Source organism: Arthrobacter sp. UKPF54-2 (assembly GCF_007858535.1).
In the GTDB taxonomy this organism is placed as follows: domain Bacteria; phylum Actinomycetota; class Actinomycetes; order Actinomycetales; family Micrococcaceae; genus Arthrobacter.
In genome coordinates this window covers 660,717-679,190 of the sequence record NZ_CP040174.1, presented here as the reverse complement: position 1 = coordinate 679,190, position 18,474 = coordinate 660,717, and the positions used below count along the sequence as shown (strand labels likewise).

Here is an 18,474-nt window from a genome sequence, read left to right as displayed (position 1 = left end):
GCACGGGCCTGGTCTAGTCCACCCAGACGGCGGGTTCGTTGGAATCGGCGGACAACTCGCCAAATTCCAGCTCGTTCGTCTCCGGGTTGGCGCCGTAGGGCAGCACGGCGGCGAAGACGGAACCGTCCTGGTGCTCGGCGGCCACGTGGATGGCGTCCGAGTCCTCGTCCAGCAGCGTTATGTCGCAGACAATGGCGGCGGCGCGGAACTCGTCCCGGTGCTGCCTGAGCAGTTCGGTGAGGTCGCTGATCATGCCGTCGGCGTCGAAATCGCCGTCGCCGTCCCCCGCCGCGTCCGCCGGCGTGACCGCCACGAGGCGGACCTCGCCGTCGTTTTCCACCACCAGGGCGAACGGCAGGAAGCCGCCGTTGCGCTCCAGTTGTTCCTGGGCGGCCCCGACCCCGGTGCCCAGCAGGTTCTCCAGGTCGGTGGCGCTGGCGTCCGGCACCGAGCCGCGCCAGGAGTCCGCGGCCGGGTCCGCCGGCTGCAGAAGGGCGCCCTGGGCCTCGGAAGGATCCGTCACCGCGGTCAGCCCCGGACCACGGCCAGCACCCGGTCGCGGATGCGTTCCATGGTCTCCTGGTCCGTGGCCTCGACGTTCAGGCGCAGGAAGGGCTCGGTGTTGGACGGGCGCAGGTTGAACCAGTAGCTGCCGTCCGCCGCGATGAAGGTGCTGCCGTCGAGGTAGTCCACCTCGACATCCTCGTTGTGGAAGTCCTGGCGGACGCGCTCCACGGCGCCGGCCTTGTCCTCGATTTCCGAGTTGATCTCGCCGGAGGACCGGTACGGTTCGTACTCGCGGCCGAGTTCGGAGAGCGGGCCGTCCTGCTCGCCGAGCGCAGCCAGGACGTGCATGGCGGCCAGCATGCCGGTGTCCGCATTCCAGAAGTCGCGGAAGTAGAAGTGCGCGGAGTGCTCGCCGCCGAAGATCGCGCCTTCGGCCGCCATCACGGCCTTGATGAAGGAGTGCCCCACCCGGGTCCGGACCGCGCGGCCGCCGTCGTGGGCCACCAGTTCGGGCACCGCCCGCGAAGTCAGCAGGTTGTGGATGATCGTCGGGTGGTCCTCGCCGTTGGACTTGGCGCGGGCAATCTCGCGGCGCGCCACCATGCCGGTCACGGCCGACGGCGAGACCGGCTCGCCCTTTTCGTCGATCACGAAGCAGCGGTCGGCGTCGCCGTCGAACGCCAGCCCGATGTCCGCGCCGTGCTCGACGACGGCGGCCTGCAGGTCGCGCAGGTTTTCCGGCTCGAGCGGGTTGGCCGGGTGGTTCGGGAAGGACCCGTCGAGCTCGAAATAGAGCGGAATGATCTCAAGCGGCAGCTTCGGCAGCAGGGTGTCGCCAAGCACCGCCGGGGTGGTCATGCCCGCCATGCCGTTGCCGGCGTCGACCACGACCTTCAGCGGCCGGGATCCGCGAAGGTCAACGAGGCTGCGCAGGTATTCGGAGTAGTCCTTGAGCACGTCGCGGACGCTGATCAGGCCGCGGGTGCCGTTCGCGGGGATGGCGCCGGTGTTGAGGTATTCCTCGGCCAGGGCTTGGATCTCCTTCAGGCCGGTTTCCGAGGAGATCGGCACGGCGCCGGCCTTGGCCATCTTGATGCCGTTGTATTCGGCAGGGTTGTGGCTGGCGGTGAAGGTGGCGCCGGCGGCGTTCAGGGCGCCGCAGGCGTAGTACAGCTCGTCGGTGGAGATCAGGTCGAGCAGCTGCACGTTGGCCCCGCGGGTGGCTGCGCCGTTGGCAAAGGCGCGGCTGAACTCGGGCGAGGAGGGGCGCATGTCCCCGCCGACCAGTACGGTCTGTCCGGCCAGGCCCAGGACGTCCACGAAGGCAGCCCCCACGGCCTCGACGATTTCTGCGGTGATGGAATCGCCCACGATTCCGCGCACGTCGTAGGCCTTGAAGGAAGCCGAGAGGTCAAAAGTCTTCGTCTGGTCGCTAGTCACGGCTCCATCTTACGGGGAAGCGGCGGCGGGCAGCCGGGAACGCGCGGCCTATGTGGACAACACCTGTCCACATAGGCCGACGCCGGCTTCGCGGCTGTCGGAGGGGACTGGGATACTGAGGCAATGGCCAATAACCAGAACGCTGCCCTCCTCGCCGCCGCCGAATCCGCCCCCGCCACAGCTGCCGAATCCGCCCCCGCCGGGGGTACCGCGACGCGGGAACAGGCCCAGGCGGTGCTCCGCGAGCTCGTGGGGCACCCCGGCGCGGAGTTCCACGACGGCCAGTTCGAGGCGATCGAGGCCCTCGTCGATGGCGGGCGGCGCGCCCTCGTTGTGCAGCGCACCGGCTGGGGAAAGTCGGCCGTCTACTTCGTCGCGTCCCTGCTGCTGCGCCGCCGCGGCGCCGGCCCCACGCTGATCGTGTCCCCGCTGCTGGCGCTGATGCGGGACCAGGTCGCGGCCGCGGCCCGGGCAGGGGTCCGGGCGGTGGCCATCAACTCCGCCAACCAGCTCGACTGGGACACGGTCCGCGAACAGCTCGCGGCGGACGAGGTCGACGTGCTCCTGGTGTCCCCGGAGCGGCTCACCAACCCGTCGTTCCGCGAAAACCAGCTGCCCGAGCTGGTCCGCCGGACCGGGCTGCTGGTGATCGACGAGGCGCACTGCATCTCCGACTGGGGCCACGACTTCCGCCCCGACTACCGGCGGATCGCGGATCTGATCACCCAGCTGCCGGACAGTGTGCCGGTCCTGGCCACCACGGCCACCGCGAACTCCCGCGTGGTGCACGACATCGAGGAACAGCTCGGCGAGGGGGTGCTGACCATCCGCGGCGCCTTGGGCCGGGAGTCCTTGCGCCTCGGTGTGCTGCGGCTGCCGGATTCCCGGGAACGGCTGGGCTGGCTGCTGACCCACCTGTCCGACCTGCCCGGCAGCGGCATCATCTACACGCTCACCGTCTCCGCCGCGGAGGACACCGCGCGCCTCCTGGCGGAGGCCGGCCACGAGGTGCTCGCCTACACCGGCCGGACCGACCCCGCGGACCGTGAACGTGCCGAGCAGCTGCTCAAGGACAACCAGGTGAAAGCCCTCGTGGCCACCTCGGCGCTGGGCATGGGCTTCGACAAGCCGGATCTGGGTTTTGTGGTGCACCTCGGCGCGCCGTCGTCCCCGGTGGCCTACTATCAGCAGGTCGGCCGCGCCGGCCGCGGCGCCGCCAACGCCGACGTGCTCCTCCTGCCCGGTTCCGAGGACCGTGACATCTGGCAGTATTTCGCCACGGCCTCCATGCCCTCGGAAGAAAAGGCCGCCGCCGTGCTCACGGCCCTCGCCGAGGCGGGGACCGCCGTGTCCACCGTGGCGCTCGAGGCAAGGGTGGACCTGCGCCGGACCCCGCTGGAACTGCTGCTCAAGGTGCTGGCCGTGGACGGCGCCGTCGAACGAGTGGGCGGCGGGTGGCGCTCCACCGGCCGGCCGTGGACGTACGACGCCGAGCGGTACCGCCGGATCGCCGAGGCCCGGGTGGACGAGCAGGATTCGATGGTGATCTACCAGGACACCGCGGGCTGCCGGATGGAGTACATCACCTCGGTCCTCGACGACGAGACGGCACGGGCCTGCGGCCGCTGCGACAACTGCGCCGGCCGGTGGTTCCCGGCCGACATCGCCGCGGACGCCACGGAGGCGGCGGGCGCAACCCTGAGCCGGGCCGGCATGGTGCTCGAGCCGCGGCTGCAGTGGCCCAGCGGCATGGACCGCCTGGGCGTGACCGTCAAGGGCAAGATCAAGTCGGAGGAGGCCCTGGCCAACGGCCGCGTGCTGGCCCGGCTGACCGACCTGGGCTGGGGCGGCGCGCTGCGCGAAACCTTCGCCGCCGGCGCCCCGGACCGCGCCGTCGACCCGGGAATGCTGCGCGCCTGTGTGCAGGTCCTGCGCGAATGGGGCAGCGGCGATGCGCGGACCCCCGGCTGGAGCGGCGCGGGCCGCCCGGCGGCGATTGTCAGTGTTCCCTCCCGTACCAAGCCGGAACTGGTGGACTCCCTGGCCCGAGGCATCTCTGAGATCGGCCGCATCCCGTACCTGGGGCAGCTGCAACTGGCCCACGGCGGTCCCACGGGCGGCCGCGGCGGCAACAGCGCCTACCGGCTCGCCGGGGTCTGGGACCGGCTTGTCGTGGGACCGGAACTCGCTGCCGCGCTGGAGGGCATACAGGGCCAGAGCGTCATGCTGGTGGACGACCTCGTAGACAGCCGCTGGACCGTGACCGTGGCCGGCCGGGCCCTTCGGCTTGCCGGCGCCGGCGCCGTGCTGCCGCTCGTGCTCGGCCAGGCCGGCTAGGCGGGGACCATACCCCGCGCGCCCAGTTGCGCATCGGCGTCGGCCTCAGTCCCGGGGTTGCTGTTCCGATTCCAGCACGGCCCTGGCCGCATTGTGCCCGCCGATCGCGCTGACCGCGCCGCCGCGGCGTGCTCCGGAGCCGCAGAGCAGGAGCTGCGGATCGTCCGTGGCCACGCCCCAGCGCTGCGCCGGGGTGTCCAGGGGCGCGCCGTCGTCGACAAAAGGCCAGTCGAGGCCGCCGTGGAAGATGTTGCCCCGCGGCATTCCGACGGCCCGCTCAATATCCAGTGTGGTTTTGGTTTCGATGCAGGGCCGGCCGTCCTGGTCCGTCAGCAACAGTTCCTCGACCGGCTCGGCGAGCACACTGTTCAGGGACCGCAGCACGGCCGCCTGCAGCTCGGCGCGCCGGTCCTCGTTGTTCTCTGCGTTGATCAGCCGGTCCGGGACGTGCAGGCCAAAGACCGTGAGTGTCTGCGCGCCGGCGGCCTGCAGTTCCGGGGACAGGATGCTGGGGTCGGTCAGCGAGTGGCAGTAGATTTCGCACGGCAGCGGTTCCGGGACGTTTCCGGCCGCGGCACTGAGGTAGGCGCCGTCGAGCTGCGACCACGTCTCGTTGATGTGGAAGGTGCCGCCGAACGCCGCTTCCGGGCTAACACTGCCGTCCAGCAGCCGGGGCAGCCGCTTGAGCAGCAGGTTCACCTTGACCTGGGCGCCTTCGCGGAGGTGGTTGGGGTTCCGCGTGGCGTGCGGGGGAGCGGCTGGCGCCGCGGCCGCGCGCAACCGGTCCAGGACCACCGGTGCCACGTTGGATAGGACCCACGGGGCGGCGGCGGTGTGGTCTGCGCCGTCGTGCCGGTACTTTACGACGCCGCCCGGCTGCACCGACGTGACCTCCGCCGAGACCAGGATGGTCGCACCGGCCTCGCGGGCGGACCGTTCCAGCTCCCCGGACACCGCGCCCATACCTCCCACCGGCACGTCCCAGTCGCCCGTGCCGCCACCGATCAGGTGGTAGAGGAAACAGATGTTCTGCTGCAGGTCGGCATCGTCGGCGCGGGCGAAGGTGCCGATCAGCGCGTCGGTCAGCACGACGCCGCGGACCAGATCGTGCTTCAGCGCACCGGTGATGGCCTCCCCGATCGGCCGCTCGATCATGGCCTCCCAGGCGTCGGTGGCGCCGGCCTCCAAGGTCAACTGCCGTGCCGCGGACCGGGTGGGCAGCGGAGTGGTCATCGTGGGCCAGAGGGCCTGGGTGAGCTTCCCGCAGCTGGCGTAGAAGTCGTTGAAGGAGCGGAACTCGTCCTCGGATGCCCCGACCGCGGCAAAGGAAGCGGCCGTTGAGGAGGCGTCCTCGTTGTCGACCAGCAGGGCCCGGCCGGGGGCGGCGGGGTCCGGGGTGTAGGAGGAGTACCGGCGCCGTGCCAGTGTGATGCGCAGGTCCAGGTCGTCGATGACCTGCTGCGGCAGCAGGCTGACGAGGTAGGAATAGCGGGAGAGCCGGGCGCCGACGCCGTCGAACGCCTGCGCGGACACCGCGGCGCCGCCGGCGTGGTCCAGCTTCTCCAACAGCAGGACCTTCCGGCCGGCCCGGGACAGATACGCTGCCGCGGCCAGCCCGTTGTGGCCGCCGCCGACGATGATCGCGTCATACGTGTGGTTGGTAGACATGCGCCCATCCTGCCATCCGGACGCGCCGGACCGGCCGAGGCCGGACACTCCACCGTTCTGGGCGCCCGAGGACCCCGAGCGGTTTGCCGGGTTGCTGCCGGAGGTGAGGGAGCGTTGGGGGAGGGAACGCCGGAGGTGAGGGAGCGTCGGGGGCGGGAACGCCGGAGGTGAGGGGGCGTCGGGGTAGGGAACGCAAAAGGCCCCGGTCCAGGACCGGGGCCAAACGCGGAGACGGGGGGATTTGAACCCCCGGTGGAGTTGTGCCCCACACTTCATTAGCAGTGAAGCCCATTCGGCCGCTCTGGCACGTCTCCAATTGCTATTACTAGCCAACCAAGGATACGCAGAAGGGGCCATGCAGTGCAAAACGGTCAACGCGGGGTGAACCGGCGCCGGTCCGGGCGCCCGGAACGGGCCGAGGGTGACCCCGCGTTGCGTGCCGTCGGCGGTGGCGGCGCCCCTCTGCGGGGCCAGGTCAGTCCGCCCGGCCCGCCAGTGCGCGCCACAGGAAGTGCTGGCTGCGGCTCTGCAGCGCCGCGGCCTGCCGGTTGTCCGAGGCTCCCGCGTGGCCGCCCTCCAGGGCCTCGTGGAACCAGACGTTGGGGATCCCCATGGCCTGCATCCGGGCGGCCATCTTGCGGGCCTGCACCGGGCCCACCCGGTCGTCCGAGGTCGCGGTCCAGATGAAAGTTTCCGGGTACTCCACCCCGTCGCGGAGCAGGTGGTACGGCGAGAAGGTCCGGATGAACTCCCACTGCTCCGGCACGTCCGGGTCGCCGTATTCGGCAATCCAGGAATACCCGGCGGAGAGCTTGGAGTACCGGCGCATGTCCAGCAGCGGGACCCCGCAGGAGACGGCGCCGAACAGCTCCGGATACTGGGTGAGCATGTTCCCCACCAGCAGTCCGCCGTTCGAGCCGCCCACGCAGCCCAGCCGCTGGGGGGAGGTCACGCCGCGCGAAATCAGGTCCTGCGCGACGGCGGCGAAGTCCTCGTAGGCGCGGTGGCGCTTGTCCTGCAGCGCGGCGCGGTGCCAGGCCGGGCCGTACTCTCCGCCGCCGCGGATGTTCGCCACCACGTACACGCCGCCGCGGCTGTGCGGTGCCTCGCCGTCCGCGCCCGCGGATTCCTCCGTGCGCCGTTCCAGCCAGGCCCGGCCAACGGCGCCGCTGTAGGCCGGGGCGCGGGAAATCTCGAAGCCGCCGTAGCCGGAGAGCTGCGTGGGATTCTGCCCGTCCAGCACCAGGTCCCGCGCCGCGACCTGGAAGTAGGGCACCCGGGTGCCGTCCTTCGACACCGCGAAATGCTGCTGGACCTCGTAGGCGTCCTCATCAAAGAACGACGGCGCCGTCCGGATCACCTCGTGCGTGCTGACGACGCCGTCGGCGCCGGCCCGCGTCAGGGTGCCGCGGGTGAGGGTGCTCGGCGTCGCAAACCCAGTGGCGACCAGCCAGAAATCGTTCCCGGCAGCGTTGTCGCCGCCGCCGTTGCCGTCGGCCCCATCCTCAGCTCCGTCGTCGTCGGCGACGCTATAGGCGTTGACGTCGTGCAGCGGCGGGCAGGCATCCAGCACGCTGGCGGCCCAGGCGACGTCGGTGCCGGGCCGCGCCGGGTCCAGCACCCGGATTTCGGAGGACACGTCCCGGAGCAGGTTCAGCAGCAGGAAGTCCCGGGTCCAGCTCCACGATTGCAGGGAGGTGTGCTCATCCGGGGTGAACAGCACGGACAGCTCCCGGCCGCCGGCCAGGAAGTCCTCGAAGTCCGCCGCCAGCAGGGACCCGGCCGGGTAGCTCGTCCCGTTGACTGTCCAGTCACCCTGCGGCCGGAACAGCAGCCACTCGCGGTGCGTGCTGAGGTTCACGTCGTCCGGCACATCGATTTCGACCCACACGCCGTCGCGCAGCACCGAGGTGCGCGTCTCGAAGAAGCTGATCCAGTCCACGGCGAAGGTCCGTTCGAAACCGGGGGTGGAGTCGTGCGCCAGCAGCGCCATCATGTGGTCTTCCGGGATCTCGAAGATGCGCTCGGCCGCGGCGAGGGATTCGCCGCGGCCCAGGACCACACCGGTCCGGGCGTAGGACGAGCTGGTCCGCGGCAGGTCCGCGGCCGTGCTCGCCACCAGCAGCGTGTCGGCGTCCAGCCAGGCCACATGGCCCTTCGCCGTCGGCAGGTCAAAGCCGCCCTCGGCCGGGTCCACAAAGCTGCGGGTCTCGACGTCGAACTCGCGGTAGCGGTTCGCGTCGCCGCCGTCGGGGGAGAGCGCCAGCAGGGCCAGCCGGTGCGGCTGCCCGGGTGCGGGGCGCAGGAAGTTGGCGCCGTGGAAGACCCACTCCTCGCCTTCGGCCGCGGCGAGGGCGTCAATGTCGAGCAGGGTTTCCCACTCGGGGGAGCCCGCCCGGTAGCTCTCCCAGGCGGTGCGCCGCCACAGGCCCTTGGGGTTCTTGCGGTCCTTCCAGAAGTTGTAGTACCACCCGCCGTGCTTGCCCACCATGGCGATCCGGTCGGTGGAGTCCAGCACCTCCAGGATCCGGGCTTCGAGCTCGCCGTATGCGGCGTCCTGGAGCAGTTCCTCGGTGCGGGCGTTCTGTTCGCGGACCCAGGCCAGCGGGGCCTCGCCGTAGATGTCCTCCAGCCAGATGTTCTCGTCGACGGGCTCGGGGGCGGTGCCGGAAATCGGTCCGTCCGGCCCGCCGGGCGCGGTAGGGTGCTCAGCTGCAGTGGTGGTCATGGCCCCATCCAAGCAACTGCGACGCCGGGCAGGCAAGTCAAGTGGCCGGCCCGTATGCGGATACGCTGGATGCCGTGGTCATATCGCAGAGCAACCGGACCGCCCTGATCGGCGCCGGGCCCAGGGGCATCAGTGTGCTGGAGCGGCTGCTCGCCAACTGGGCTCCGTCCGCGCCCGGGGCCACCCTGCACATCCACGTGATCGACCCCTATCCGGCGGGTCCGGGCCACGTCTGGCGGCCCGGACAGTCGCGGCTCTACCTGATGAACACACAGTCCTTCTACCCCACCGTGGTCCCGGAGGATCCGGAGCTGGCGCCGCCGCTGGCGGGCGGCACCTTCGACCGCTGGCGGGAAGCGCAGCGGCGGGACCCGCACCCGGCGCTGTCGGCGGAGGAACGCGCCGAGCTGGCCGGCCTGGAGTCCGCCGACTTCCCCAGCCGGGCGCTTTATGGCCGCTACCTGAGGTGCACGCTCGAGGAACTCCTGGACCGGCTCCCGGACGGGGTCACCGTGGACTTCCACGACACCACGGCGACGGCGGTCCGCCCCGCCGGCGGGACAGCGTCCGGAGCGCCGGCGTCCGCCGCTGGCAGGGGCGACACCGGCTTCGACGTCGAACTCGCCGACGGCACCGTGCTGGCCGTCGGATCAGTGGTGCTGGCGCTCGGCCACCTGGAGTCCCGGCTCAACCCCGAACAGCGGGAGCTGCAGGCCGCGGCGGAGGAGCTCGGCCTGACGTACCTGCCGCCGGCCGTCCCCGCCGACGTGGACTGGTCCGGGATCCCCGCGGTCCAGCCGGTCCTGGTGCGCGGCATGGGCCTGAACTTCTTCGACGTGATGGGCCAGCTGACCGAGGGCCGCGGCGGCACCTTCCAGCCCGCGCCGGACGGGTTCGGGCTGATGTACCAGCCGTCCGGGCGGGAACCGCACATCATCGCCGCCTCCCGGCGCGGCACCCCGTACCGGGCGAAGGCGACCCTGGCCGGCTACTACCCGGCAGCGGTCCAGCTCAGGTACTGCACCGAGCAGGCGGTCGCCAGGTTCGCCGCCGCCGGCATTGTGCCGGCCTTCGACCACGACCTGTGGCCGCTGCTGCACCGGGATGCCCTCTGGGCCTACTACTCCACGCTGGCGCGCTCGCAGCCCGGCGCCGTCGGCTCCGATCCGGCGGGCTTCCTCGGCGCCCTGGAGGAAACCCTGCGGCCGCACGCCCACTCCGCCGCCAACTGGGAGGACGCCGCCCGGGCGGTGATCGAGGCGTCCGTCCGGCCGCACCACCGGCTGGACCTACTGGGCCTGGCCGCGCCGCTGGCCGGCCGCAGCTTCGCCTCCCGCGCGGAGCTGGACGCCGCCGTCGTCGACTACCTGCTCGACGACGCACGGCGCTCCGCCCTCGGCGAGGACGACCCGGTGAAGATGGCGATCGGCGCCCTGCACCACGGGCGCGCCGTGCTGAAGACGGCAGTGGCCGACGGCGGCATCACCGACGAATCGTGGGTGGCCGGGCTGCGCGGCTGGTTCGAGTCGTTTGTGGAGGGCATCGCGAGCGGGCCGCCAGCCCTCCGCGCCGAGCAGCTCGCGGCCCTGGCCCGGGCCGGGGTGGTCAGTTTTGTCGGCCCGGATCCGAAGTTCGGCGTGGACCGGCAGACCCGGGTGTTCACGGCCGTCTCGCCCTGGGTGGCCGGCCGCGGCCGCGACGGCGGAGAAAGGGTGGAAGCGCCCGTGCTGATCGAAGCGCTGGCACCGGCCAACCGGGTGGCGGTCAACGCGTCCCCGCTGCTCGAGCAGCTGCTCGCGGACGGCCTGGTACGCCCGCGCCTGATGATGAGCGTGGAGGGTACGCCCGTGCAGAGTTCCGGCCTGGACGTGGTCCCGCATCCCTATCGGCCGGTGGCGGCGAACGGGTCGGTCACGGACGGGATCTACGTGCTGGGACTGCAGCTCTCCGCCGCGCAATGGGGCACGGCCATCGCCGCCGAAGCCCGGCAACAGCACGGCCCGGTCTACCGCAGCGGCCAGCGCACCCTGCGCGACGCCGACGAGATCGCTAGGGACATCCTCGGCCGGTAGCGCCTTAGTTGGCGGCGTCCGGGTGGATGCTGCGGGTTTCGGAGCGCTCATTCCGGGTCCGGATCCAGTCCGAGGGGTGCAGCTTGGGGAGGATCTTCGCCAGCGCAAGCGCGGCGTACATCACGGTATTGATCGCCACGAAGGTGGCGAGGACGGCAAACCACTGCGAGTGCAGCAGGGATTCGGGGAACAGGATGCCGGCGGGGACGGCGGCGGCGACAGTGAGGGTCATGAGCGTTCCGCTTCTGCGCTCTCGCGCGGTCGGGTGTGCGTCACGTGCTTCCAGCTGGCCGTCCGGCCGAGGGAAATGTCGGCGACGCCCTTGAGGTAGACCACGTTCAGGAACATGTCGAAGAACAGTTCGGGGAACAGGGTGAGCGCCAGGAGCCGGGCCCGCCAGCCGCCCTTCCAGACCGTGGCGACGCGTTCGACCATGAACAGTCCCCCGATCCCCAGCCAGAACGGGAACCAGATCCAGGTGTCCAGCGAGAACACCATGAGGAAGATCAGCAGCAGGTACGAGCCCAGGGCGATCACGCCGTAGCCGATCCCGAGCTGCTGGGCCCAATAGCGCAGGGTCGGCGGGGTGATGCCGTAGGCGCCGATGTTCTCCAGCGCCCCGCGTTGCCAGCGCAGCCGCTGTGCCCAGAGGGTACGCCAGCTGGGCATCAACTCGGTCACCACGGTGCACTGGGCGGGCGAGATCATCAGCCCGCCCAGGGATTTGAGCGCGATCGTGAGCTCGTTGTCCTCGGTGAGCGCGGCGGTGTCATAGACGTAGCCGGGTGTTCCCGGGATCGAGGAACCGCGGCTGGCGGCCACGGTGCGCAGGGCCCGTGCCCGGAAAAGCGAGGCGGTCCCGGTCAGCACGAAGACGCGTCCGCGCCGCCTCCCGATCTCCCGGCTGTAGCGCAGGTATTCGTTGCGCTGGAACTGGCCGATCAGGCCGTGCCCCTCCTCGCCGTAGAACAGGCCTCCGACGGCCATCAGTCCGCGGTCGACGGCGAAGCGGTCCACCGCGGCGGCCAGGAAGCCGTCGTCGAGGCTGGTGTCCGCGTCCATCACCATCACGACGTCGTTGTCGCCGAGTTCTGGGAGCAGCTGCTTCAGCACCTGGTTCAGTGCGCCGGCCTTCTTCTCCGTATTGTTGACCGATTCGATCACTTCCACACCGGCTTCGCGGGCAACGGACACCGTGGCGTCGCTGCAGTTGTCGGCCACGACAATCACCCGGTCCGGGCGGCGCGACTGCTCAAGCAGGGACGCGATGGTCAGCGGCAGGGAGGCTTCCTCGTTGTGGGCCGGGATGAGCACGGTGACCCTGACGGGGCCGGCATACTTGCCGCGCGTCGCCGACATCACCACGCGCGGCGCCAGCGGGCCGGTGAGCTGGTCCAGCGAGCGGCGCGAGCGGTTGGCGATCCGCCGGTCCACCCCGGCGACGCCGGCGGCCAGGAGCAGGGCCATCGCGATGGCGGCCAGGATGATGCGGGGCGCCGGGGCATCCGTGTTGTAGAGGATGTTCCAGAAGCCGAAGAAGAGGCCGTGCGCGGGAGACTCGCTCAGCTCCGGCCCGCCTGCTGCGACGGCGAACCACAAAAGGGCCGCGGCGCCGCTTGCGATCAGGGAGATAAAGATACCAACGGCGCGATTAAACCTCCCTTTTCGCATGCCCCCGATGGTACCAAGAATCCCACGCGTCCCACCAGCCCCAACGGCGCGCCCGCGCGGTCCCAGGTGGCGTCCAGCGGCGCGATCTGGGGGGCATCAATCCGGCGCTGCGATCCGCGGGCACAAAAAATGAGCATGCCCGCTCCCCGGGCCGGGCAATGGACATTTATGCACAATGTCCGTTGCTCCGGCCGGGGGAGGGGCATGCTCACTACGGCAGGGCTAAGGGATTAGCCCCGCAGGCACTTCTGGTACTGGAGCCACGCGATCGAGTACTTGATCCAGCCCGAAAAGTCGTACCACTTCTTCGGCGGCACCGGCGCGGTGCACGTCGGCGGTACCGGGGCGGTGGCGGCGACCAGCACAGCGGCCTTGACCACGGTGCCGGACTCGACGGCGGTGAGCACCAGGGTGCCTGTGCCGGCGGCTGCTCCGGCGGGGACCGAAACGCTCACGGACGCCGCGCCGGCGGAGACCGGGACGGTCCCGAGCGCGGTGACCGTGCCCTTCGCGTCGGTGAACTCGGCCCGCAGTGCGGTGTTGGCCGGGCTGCCCAGCGAGGTGAGGTCCAGCTTGGAGACCGCCAGGGTGATGGAGTCCCCGCCCTTGACCTCGGTCGCGGTGGTGTTTACCGCGGCCACCGAACGCCGGGCGAAGTCCGGCGATACCGGGTTGTGGGTCTGCAGGTACTTGATCCACGCATCACGGTCCACGAGGCCCGAGTCCTTGGTGCCGGCGCCTTCCTTGAAGATCCGGAAGTTGTCGCCGCCGGTTGCCAGGAAGCTGAACGTTCCGATCCGGTAGGACTTCGCCGGGTCCATCAGCGCGCCGTTGACCCGGATGGAGGTGATCCGGTCACCGGCGGCGCGGGCGGCGTCGTAGGTGTAGTTGACGTTTTTGGACAGGCCCAGCTGCTGGTAGGCGCGGCTGGCAACCGTGCCGTCCGGATTGGTCTGCCACTGCTGTTCGAGCAGCGTCTTGAACTGCGCGCCGGTCAGCGTGGTGGTCCAGAGGTTGTTCACGAACGGCAGGACCGCGTTGGCCTCGGCGTACGTGATGGTGCCGTCCGGTGCGTAGTACAGCTCGTTGCGCAGGCCGCCCGGGTTGACGACGCCGATCTCTGCGGCGCCGAGTTCCGGTGCCTTGAGCGAGTCCACGAGCGCGTCCGCGACCAGGTTGCCCAGCGTGGATTCGCTCGCGCGGTCGTCGCGCCCGGCGGGGGAGCCGCCGAACGCCGTGGTGATGTCCGCGGTGACCTTGCCGACCGGCTGGTTGCCGATCACGGCGGCGTCGGCCACGGCTTTGTCCACGATGGCCTTCACCGCGGCCACCCGCGGGTACGTGGCGACCAGGCCGGCGGCCGCGTCGGTGGTCCGCTTGACGTTGGCCGCCTTGTAGCCGGTGACGGACATGGTCTTGGTGTCGATCGTCAGCTGGATCTGGCCGATGAACTCGCCGTAGTTGCCGGTCTGCACGATCGGACGGGTCTTGCCTTCGACGCCGGGTACCGGCGCGTCCCACGCGTACTGCTTGTGGGTGTGGCCGTTGAAGATGGCGGCAACGTCCGGGGTGACCTGGGTGACCATCTTGGCGAAGGGGCCGCCGGCGGCGACTTCCTGTGCCAGGGTGGCGCCCTCGGGGGCGCCGGAACCGGCGCCGTCGTGGTTTTCGACGATGATCACGTCGGCGAGCTTGCCGGCCTTGATCTTCGCGGCGACGCGGTTGATGGCGTCGACGGGATCGCCGAACTCGAGATCGGCGATGCCCGCGGGGGTGACCAGGGAGGGCACTTCCTGCGTGACGGTGCCGATCACGGCCACCTTGATTCCGTTCATGTCCAGCACGGTGTATTCCGGCAGGGCCGGCTCGGTGGTGCCCTTCTTGTAGACGTTGGCGCCCGTGTACGGGAACTTCGCGTTGGCCCCGCCGGCGATGACGCGGTCGCGCAGGTCGGCCCAGCCGCCGTCGAACTCATGGTTGCCCACCGCAGAGGTGCGCAGCTCGAGGGTGTTCAGCACGTCGATGGTCGGCTGGTCCTTGTCGACGGCGGAGGCGAACAGCGACGCGCCGATGTTGTCGCCGGCGGAGAGGAACGCGGTGGCGCCGGGGGCCGCGGCCGCGCGGAGCTTTTCGATGGTTCCCGCGAACAGCACGGTGTTGGAATCGATGCGGCCGTGGAAATCGTTGATGCCCAGGAAGTTTAGGTCAACGCTGGCCGGCACGGTGGGCAGGTTCAGCCCCACCACCACCGGATCGTGGTCGCTCGCGCGGAACTGGTTCGGCACGTAGTAGTCGGTGACGTTGTTGTTGTAGCGGCTGTACTCCAGCGCCACGGACTCCACCGAATTGATGTTCCAGATGTCCGCGCCGGTGACGACGGCGTTGGCCGCCGGGGAGGCGAGGATGTGGTCCAGCGAGCCCACCAGGCCCCCGAAGAGGTAGGAGTGCTTCGCGGTGCCGTCGGCGTTCTTGGCCTTCTCGTCCTGGTTGACGTACCCCGCGCCGGTGAGGACGTTGATCGGGTCCTCCTTGGCGTAGGAGTTGAAGTCGCCGATCAGGAACACCTTGTCGGTGCCCTTGGACTTCTGCAGCTCGTCGGAGAACGCCAGCAGGGACTGCGCCTGGGCGGTGCGGGCGAGGTTGGAGTTGCCCTGGCCCTTGTCGGTGTCGTCCGGCGTGGCGGCCGAGCCCTTGGACTTGAAGTGGTTCGCGATCGCGATGAACTTCTTGTCATCGGCGGCGCCGACGGGCTTGAAGACCTGGGCCAGCGGCTTACGGGCGCTGGCGAAGGCGACCGTGTCGTTGTGGATGATGGATTCGCCCACCGGTTCGGCGGCGGCCTTCTTGTAGATGAACGCGGTGCGGATCATGTCCTCGTCGGCCAGCGGCGGTGCGTTCGCGGGGGTGCGGACGTAGTCCCAGATGCCCGGAGTGGCGACGTTCAGGGCGTCAACCAGCTTGGACAGGGCGTCGTCGCGGTTCTTGCCGAACTGGGCCGAGTTCTCGACCTCCATCAGGGTAACGACGTCGGCGCCGGACTTGGCGATGGCGGCGACGATCTTGTCCTGCTGGCGCTTGAAGTTCTCCGCGTTGGCCGCGCCGCGGACGTTGCAGCCGCCGCTGACGGTGATGGGGTTGCCCGCCCGGTCGTTGTAGAACTTGCAGCCGGCGATCGTGTCCCCGGTGGTCGGGAAGTAGTTCAGCACGTTGAAGGAAGCGATCTTGAGGTTGCCGCCTACCGCGGCCGGGGCGTCCGCGCGGGTGGCGCCGAAGCCGGCCGGCTGGACCGTGTCCGCGTTGGCGCTGGTCAGCTGGGTCAGCGGCTGGAACTTCCAGGAGTTGTTGGCGTAGCTGAGCACCACGTTGGTCTTGAACGTGACCGGCGCGCCGACCCGGACGGGGTCCGCCGTGGTCAGGTACGGCAGCGTCAGGGCCTTGGTGGTGGCGTCCTTGAGGAAGTTGGTGCTGGCGCCGTCGTCGAGCTTGATGCCGCGGGCGGCGTTGGCGGCGGCGGCGGCCGTGTACTCCGGGGAGCCGTAGGCGGCGACGGCGGTGGGCTGTTCCAGCGGGGTGGTGCCGCCGGCCAGGCCGATCTCGCCGTACTGGTTGAGGGAGAAGTTGTCAGCGACCGTGACGGGTCCCTGCGGGGTGAGCAGCATGCCTTCGAGGGACTCGCGGAAGGCTTCCTCGGCCGGGAGCGCGAAGCCGGTGGCCTTGACCTCGGGGGCCGCCTCGGTCAGCTTGGTGACCCCGGCGGCACCGGTGACGTTGAGCTGGGTCATGCCGTAGTACTCGGCGACGTCGCCGGTGACCTCGAGGTAGTCGCCGATCTGCACAGACCCGACCGCGGCCGGCGCGTAGACGAAGATGGCGTCCGACGCCGTGTGGTTGGCGGGAGTCAGGTCCCCGCCGGTTCCGGGGGTCTGGAGGTAGAACCCGGCCAAGCCGCCGGTGGGGAAGGCCGCGGTGACCTTGCCACGGGTGGTGACGGACGTGCCCGCGAGCGGGCTGGCCGTGCCGGTGCCCTGGATCTCGGCGATGGTCTTCAGCGCCGGCGGTGTGACCGGGCCGGGATCAACGGGAGTGGTTTCGCCGTTGGCGGCTTTGGGGGTGATGGCGGCGTTCAGGGCGAAGTCGGCGGCGTTGTTGTTGCTGTCCGCGCCGCGGCTGCGGTTCATGCTCTTGACATCCGTGTTGCCCGACGGCGCCGTTGCCGCCTGGGTCTCGAAGGTGTTGGAGGTCCCGTAGCCGAGCAGGTCGGCCACGTTGGCGGGCTCGACGACGGAGCCGGTGGCCAGCGGGTTCAGGGCCGCGGGCTGCTTGGCCAGGACGATCGTGCCGCCCGCGCCGGCCGGATTGAACCCGGTGGCGGTGGCATCGGCAGCGGGCAGGTCCAGTCCGACGGCGCCGTTGCTGCCGCCCTTGAGCAGGTAGTACCCCTTGGCGGCGATGGTGCCGGTGAGGGCAGCCGTGGTGGACGGGGCCGCGGTGCCCGTGGCGGAGCGGTACTGGATTGACCAGCCGTCCAGGGTGACCGGGGCGTCCGAGGCGTTGTACAGCTCAACGAACTTGTTCTTGTAGGCCGCTCCGGCGCTGCCGCCGCTGAGGTAGACCTCGTTGATGACGACCGGCGACGTTCCGGCGGCCGCCGGCGAGACCTCCAACGCCATGGCGGGCACTGCGGTCAGCGGCGCTGCGATGAGCCCCGCGGACAGTGCTGTGCCCAGCGCTGTTTTCCAATATGTGATTTTCATCCGCTCTAACTCTCATTAGGGTGCCCGGGTAAGGGCGGGGTGCGATGTCCGGGTTGATGGCCCGCGGACCGGCCGGTCTGCTCCTGGTCAAGCAGTTTCCGGCACAGCAAAACAGGGGTGAATGAACATAAGGTGGATTGCATGTGCATTCGGCGAGACGGCCCCCAGCGGAACGCCTCACAGCCGGCACGGAACCCCAACAAGGTGCCCCAGCGACGGTGTTGGTAGTGCATTTTTGAGTGCCCTCGCCGTCCCCCTGGCCCGGGCACTCAAAAGAATACCGGCCAGTAGCCGCCCCTCAGGCGGTTGGCCGGTATTTCTTATCGCATTTTTTCCAAAGGATTTAGAAGCTGCCCGGGCTCAGGCGTGTTCAGCCCCTGAGCCTTCCTGACCGGTCTCCGCCACGATCTTGAACACGGCGCCGGTGGGGTCGCTGAGGGTGGCGAGCCGTCCGAAGGGGGTGTCCTCCGGCGCCTGGATGACGGTCGCGCCCAGCTCCTGGGCCCGGGCCGCGGTGGCGTCAGCATCCTGGACGGCGAAGTAGACCTGCCAGTTGGACGGCACCTCCGCGGGCAGGTAGCCGGAGGCGTCCATGATCCCGGCCTTGGCCGTATCGCCGGCGCCGAGCGTGGTGTAGCGGAAGTCCGGCGTGTCGCTCATAACGTCCGTGTCCCAGCCGAAGACGTCCTGGTAGAACTTCACCGCAGCGGGGTAATCCTTGGTGTGGAGTTCGTGCCAGGCCGGGGCGCCGGGTTCGGCGGCGAGCTCGAAGCCCTTCATTTCGCGCGGCTGCCAGACTCCGATCGAGGCGCCGGTTGCATCGGCGAACATCGCCATTTTGCCCTGCTCCGGAACTTCCATCGGTTCCATGTAGACCTGCCCGCCGTGCGCCTTCACGGCCTCGGCGGTCGCGGCGGCGTCGTCGGCGCGCAGGTAGGTGCTCCACACATCCGGGAATCCGGCCTGTTCGGGCATCTTCTGCATCATCCCGGCAACGGACTTGCCGTTTTTCGAGGCGGTGATGTAGCCGCCGTATTTCTCTTCGTCGCCGGCCTCAAAGGTCCAGCCGAACAGGTTGCCGTAAAACGACTTCGCCTTCTCCGTGTCCGAGGTCATGAGGTCGATCCAGCACGGTGCGCCGGGGGTGATGTCAGGCGTGGGCATTGTGGTCTCCTGCTCTGGGCGGCTCCGGCGTGCCTCCTGGGCAGCCGGGGCCTGGTTGGGTGGTCAGACAAGGAGACCCTATGCCGGGGGTCGGACGGTTTCAATGGCCCGGGCCCAGGCGTCCGGCCGCCTG

10 protein-coding genes and 1 tRNA gene are annotated in these 18,474 nt (G+C 70.0%); 2 read left to right on the top strand and 9 right to left on the bottom strand.

Annotated elements, in window-relative coordinates; all coding sequences use genetic code 11:
• Positions 1-13 precede the first annotated feature (13 nt).
• Both E7Y32_RS02925 and E7Y32_RS02920 read right to left on the bottom strand, forming a co-directional pair.
• The gene (locus E7Y32_RS02925) at positions 14-523 is read right to left on the bottom strand and encodes a hypothetical protein (protein ID WP_261382519.1); all 510 of its coding nucleotides are present in this window, start codon (positions 521-523) and stop codon (positions 14-16) included.
• Positions 524-528: 5 nt separating this feature from the next.
• Positions 529-1,947 carry a phosphomannomutase/phosphoglucomutase gene (locus tag E7Y32_RS02920; protein ID WP_146335804.1) on the bottom strand — a complete coding sequence of 473 codons (1,419 nt, stop codon included), beginning with the start codon at positions 1,945-1,947 and terminating at the stop codon, positions 529-531.
• 123 nt (positions 1,948-2,070) lie between these two features.
• Here E7Y32_RS02920 and E7Y32_RS02915 point away from each other — a divergent pair, with 123 nt between their 5' ends.
• A complete protein-coding gene (locus E7Y32_RS02915) occupies positions 2,071-4,284 on the top strand; it encodes an ATP-dependent DNA helicase RecQ (protein ID WP_146335803.1) in 2,214 nt (737 codons plus the stop codon).
• Positions 4,285-4,329: 45 nt separating this feature from the next.
• Here E7Y32_RS02915 and E7Y32_RS02910 read toward each other — a convergent pair whose 3' ends face one another.
• The 3 genes from E7Y32_RS02910 to E7Y32_RS02900 all read right to left on the bottom strand — a co-directional run bounded on the left by E7Y32_RS02910 (position 4,330) and on the right by E7Y32_RS02900 (position 8,680).
• Complete coding sequence (locus E7Y32_RS02910) at positions 4,330-5,952, bottom strand: NAD(P)/FAD-dependent oxidoreductase (RefSeq protein ID WP_146335802.1); 1,623 nt, start codon at positions 5,950-5,952, stop codon at positions 4,330-4,332.
• A 226-nt stretch (positions 5,953-6,178) separates the two neighbouring features.
• Positions 6,179-6,266 (bottom strand) — tRNA-Ser (locus E7Y32_RS02905).
• Between the two features lie 161 nt (positions 6,267-6,427).
• A complete protein-coding gene (locus tag E7Y32_RS02900) occupies positions 6,428-8,680 on the bottom strand; it encodes a prolyl oligopeptidase family protein (RefSeq protein WP_146335801.1) in 2,253 nt (750 codons plus the stop codon).
• A gap of 74 nt (positions 8,681-8,754) precedes the next feature.
• Between E7Y32_RS02900 and E7Y32_RS02895 the strand changes: the two genes are divergently transcribed.
• Entirely contained in the window at positions 8,755-10,752 is a 1,998-nt protein-coding gene (locus E7Y32_RS02895) for an FAD/NAD(P)-binding domain-containing protein (RefSeq protein WP_146335800.1), read from the top strand.
• Positions 10,753-10,756: 4 nt separating this feature from the next.
• Here the strand turns inward: E7Y32_RS02895 and E7Y32_RS02890 are convergent, their stop codons facing one another.
• From E7Y32_RS02890 to E7Y32_RS02875, 4 genes are all read right to left on the bottom strand, one after another.
• Entirely contained in the window at positions 10,757-10,984 is a 228-nt protein-coding gene (locus E7Y32_RS02890) for a hypothetical protein (protein WP_261382518.1), read from the bottom strand.
• Positions 10,981-12,423: a glycosyltransferase family 2 protein gene (locus tag E7Y32_RS02885; RefSeq protein ID WP_146335799.1), complete on the bottom strand. Its 1,443-nt coding sequence runs from the start codon at positions 12,421-12,423 to the stop codon at positions 10,981-10,983. Before E7Y32_RS02885 ends, E7Y32_RS02890 begins: the two co-directional genes overlap by 4 nt.
• 230 nt (positions 12,424-12,653) lie before the next feature.
• Positions 12,654-17,177 carry an ExeM/NucH family extracellular endonuclease gene (locus E7Y32_RS02880; protein ID WP_146335798.1) on the bottom strand — a complete coding sequence of 1,508 codons (4,524 nt, stop codon included), beginning with the start codon at positions 17,175-17,177 and terminating at the stop codon, positions 12,654-12,656.
• A gap of 360 nt (positions 17,178-17,537) precedes the next feature.
• Positions 17,538-18,341, bottom strand: a complete 804-nt coding sequence (locus tag E7Y32_RS02875) for a VOC family protein (protein ID WP_146335797.1) — start codon at positions 18,339-18,341, stop codon at positions 17,538-17,540.
• Between the last annotated feature and the right edge of the window lie 133 nt (positions 18,342-18,474).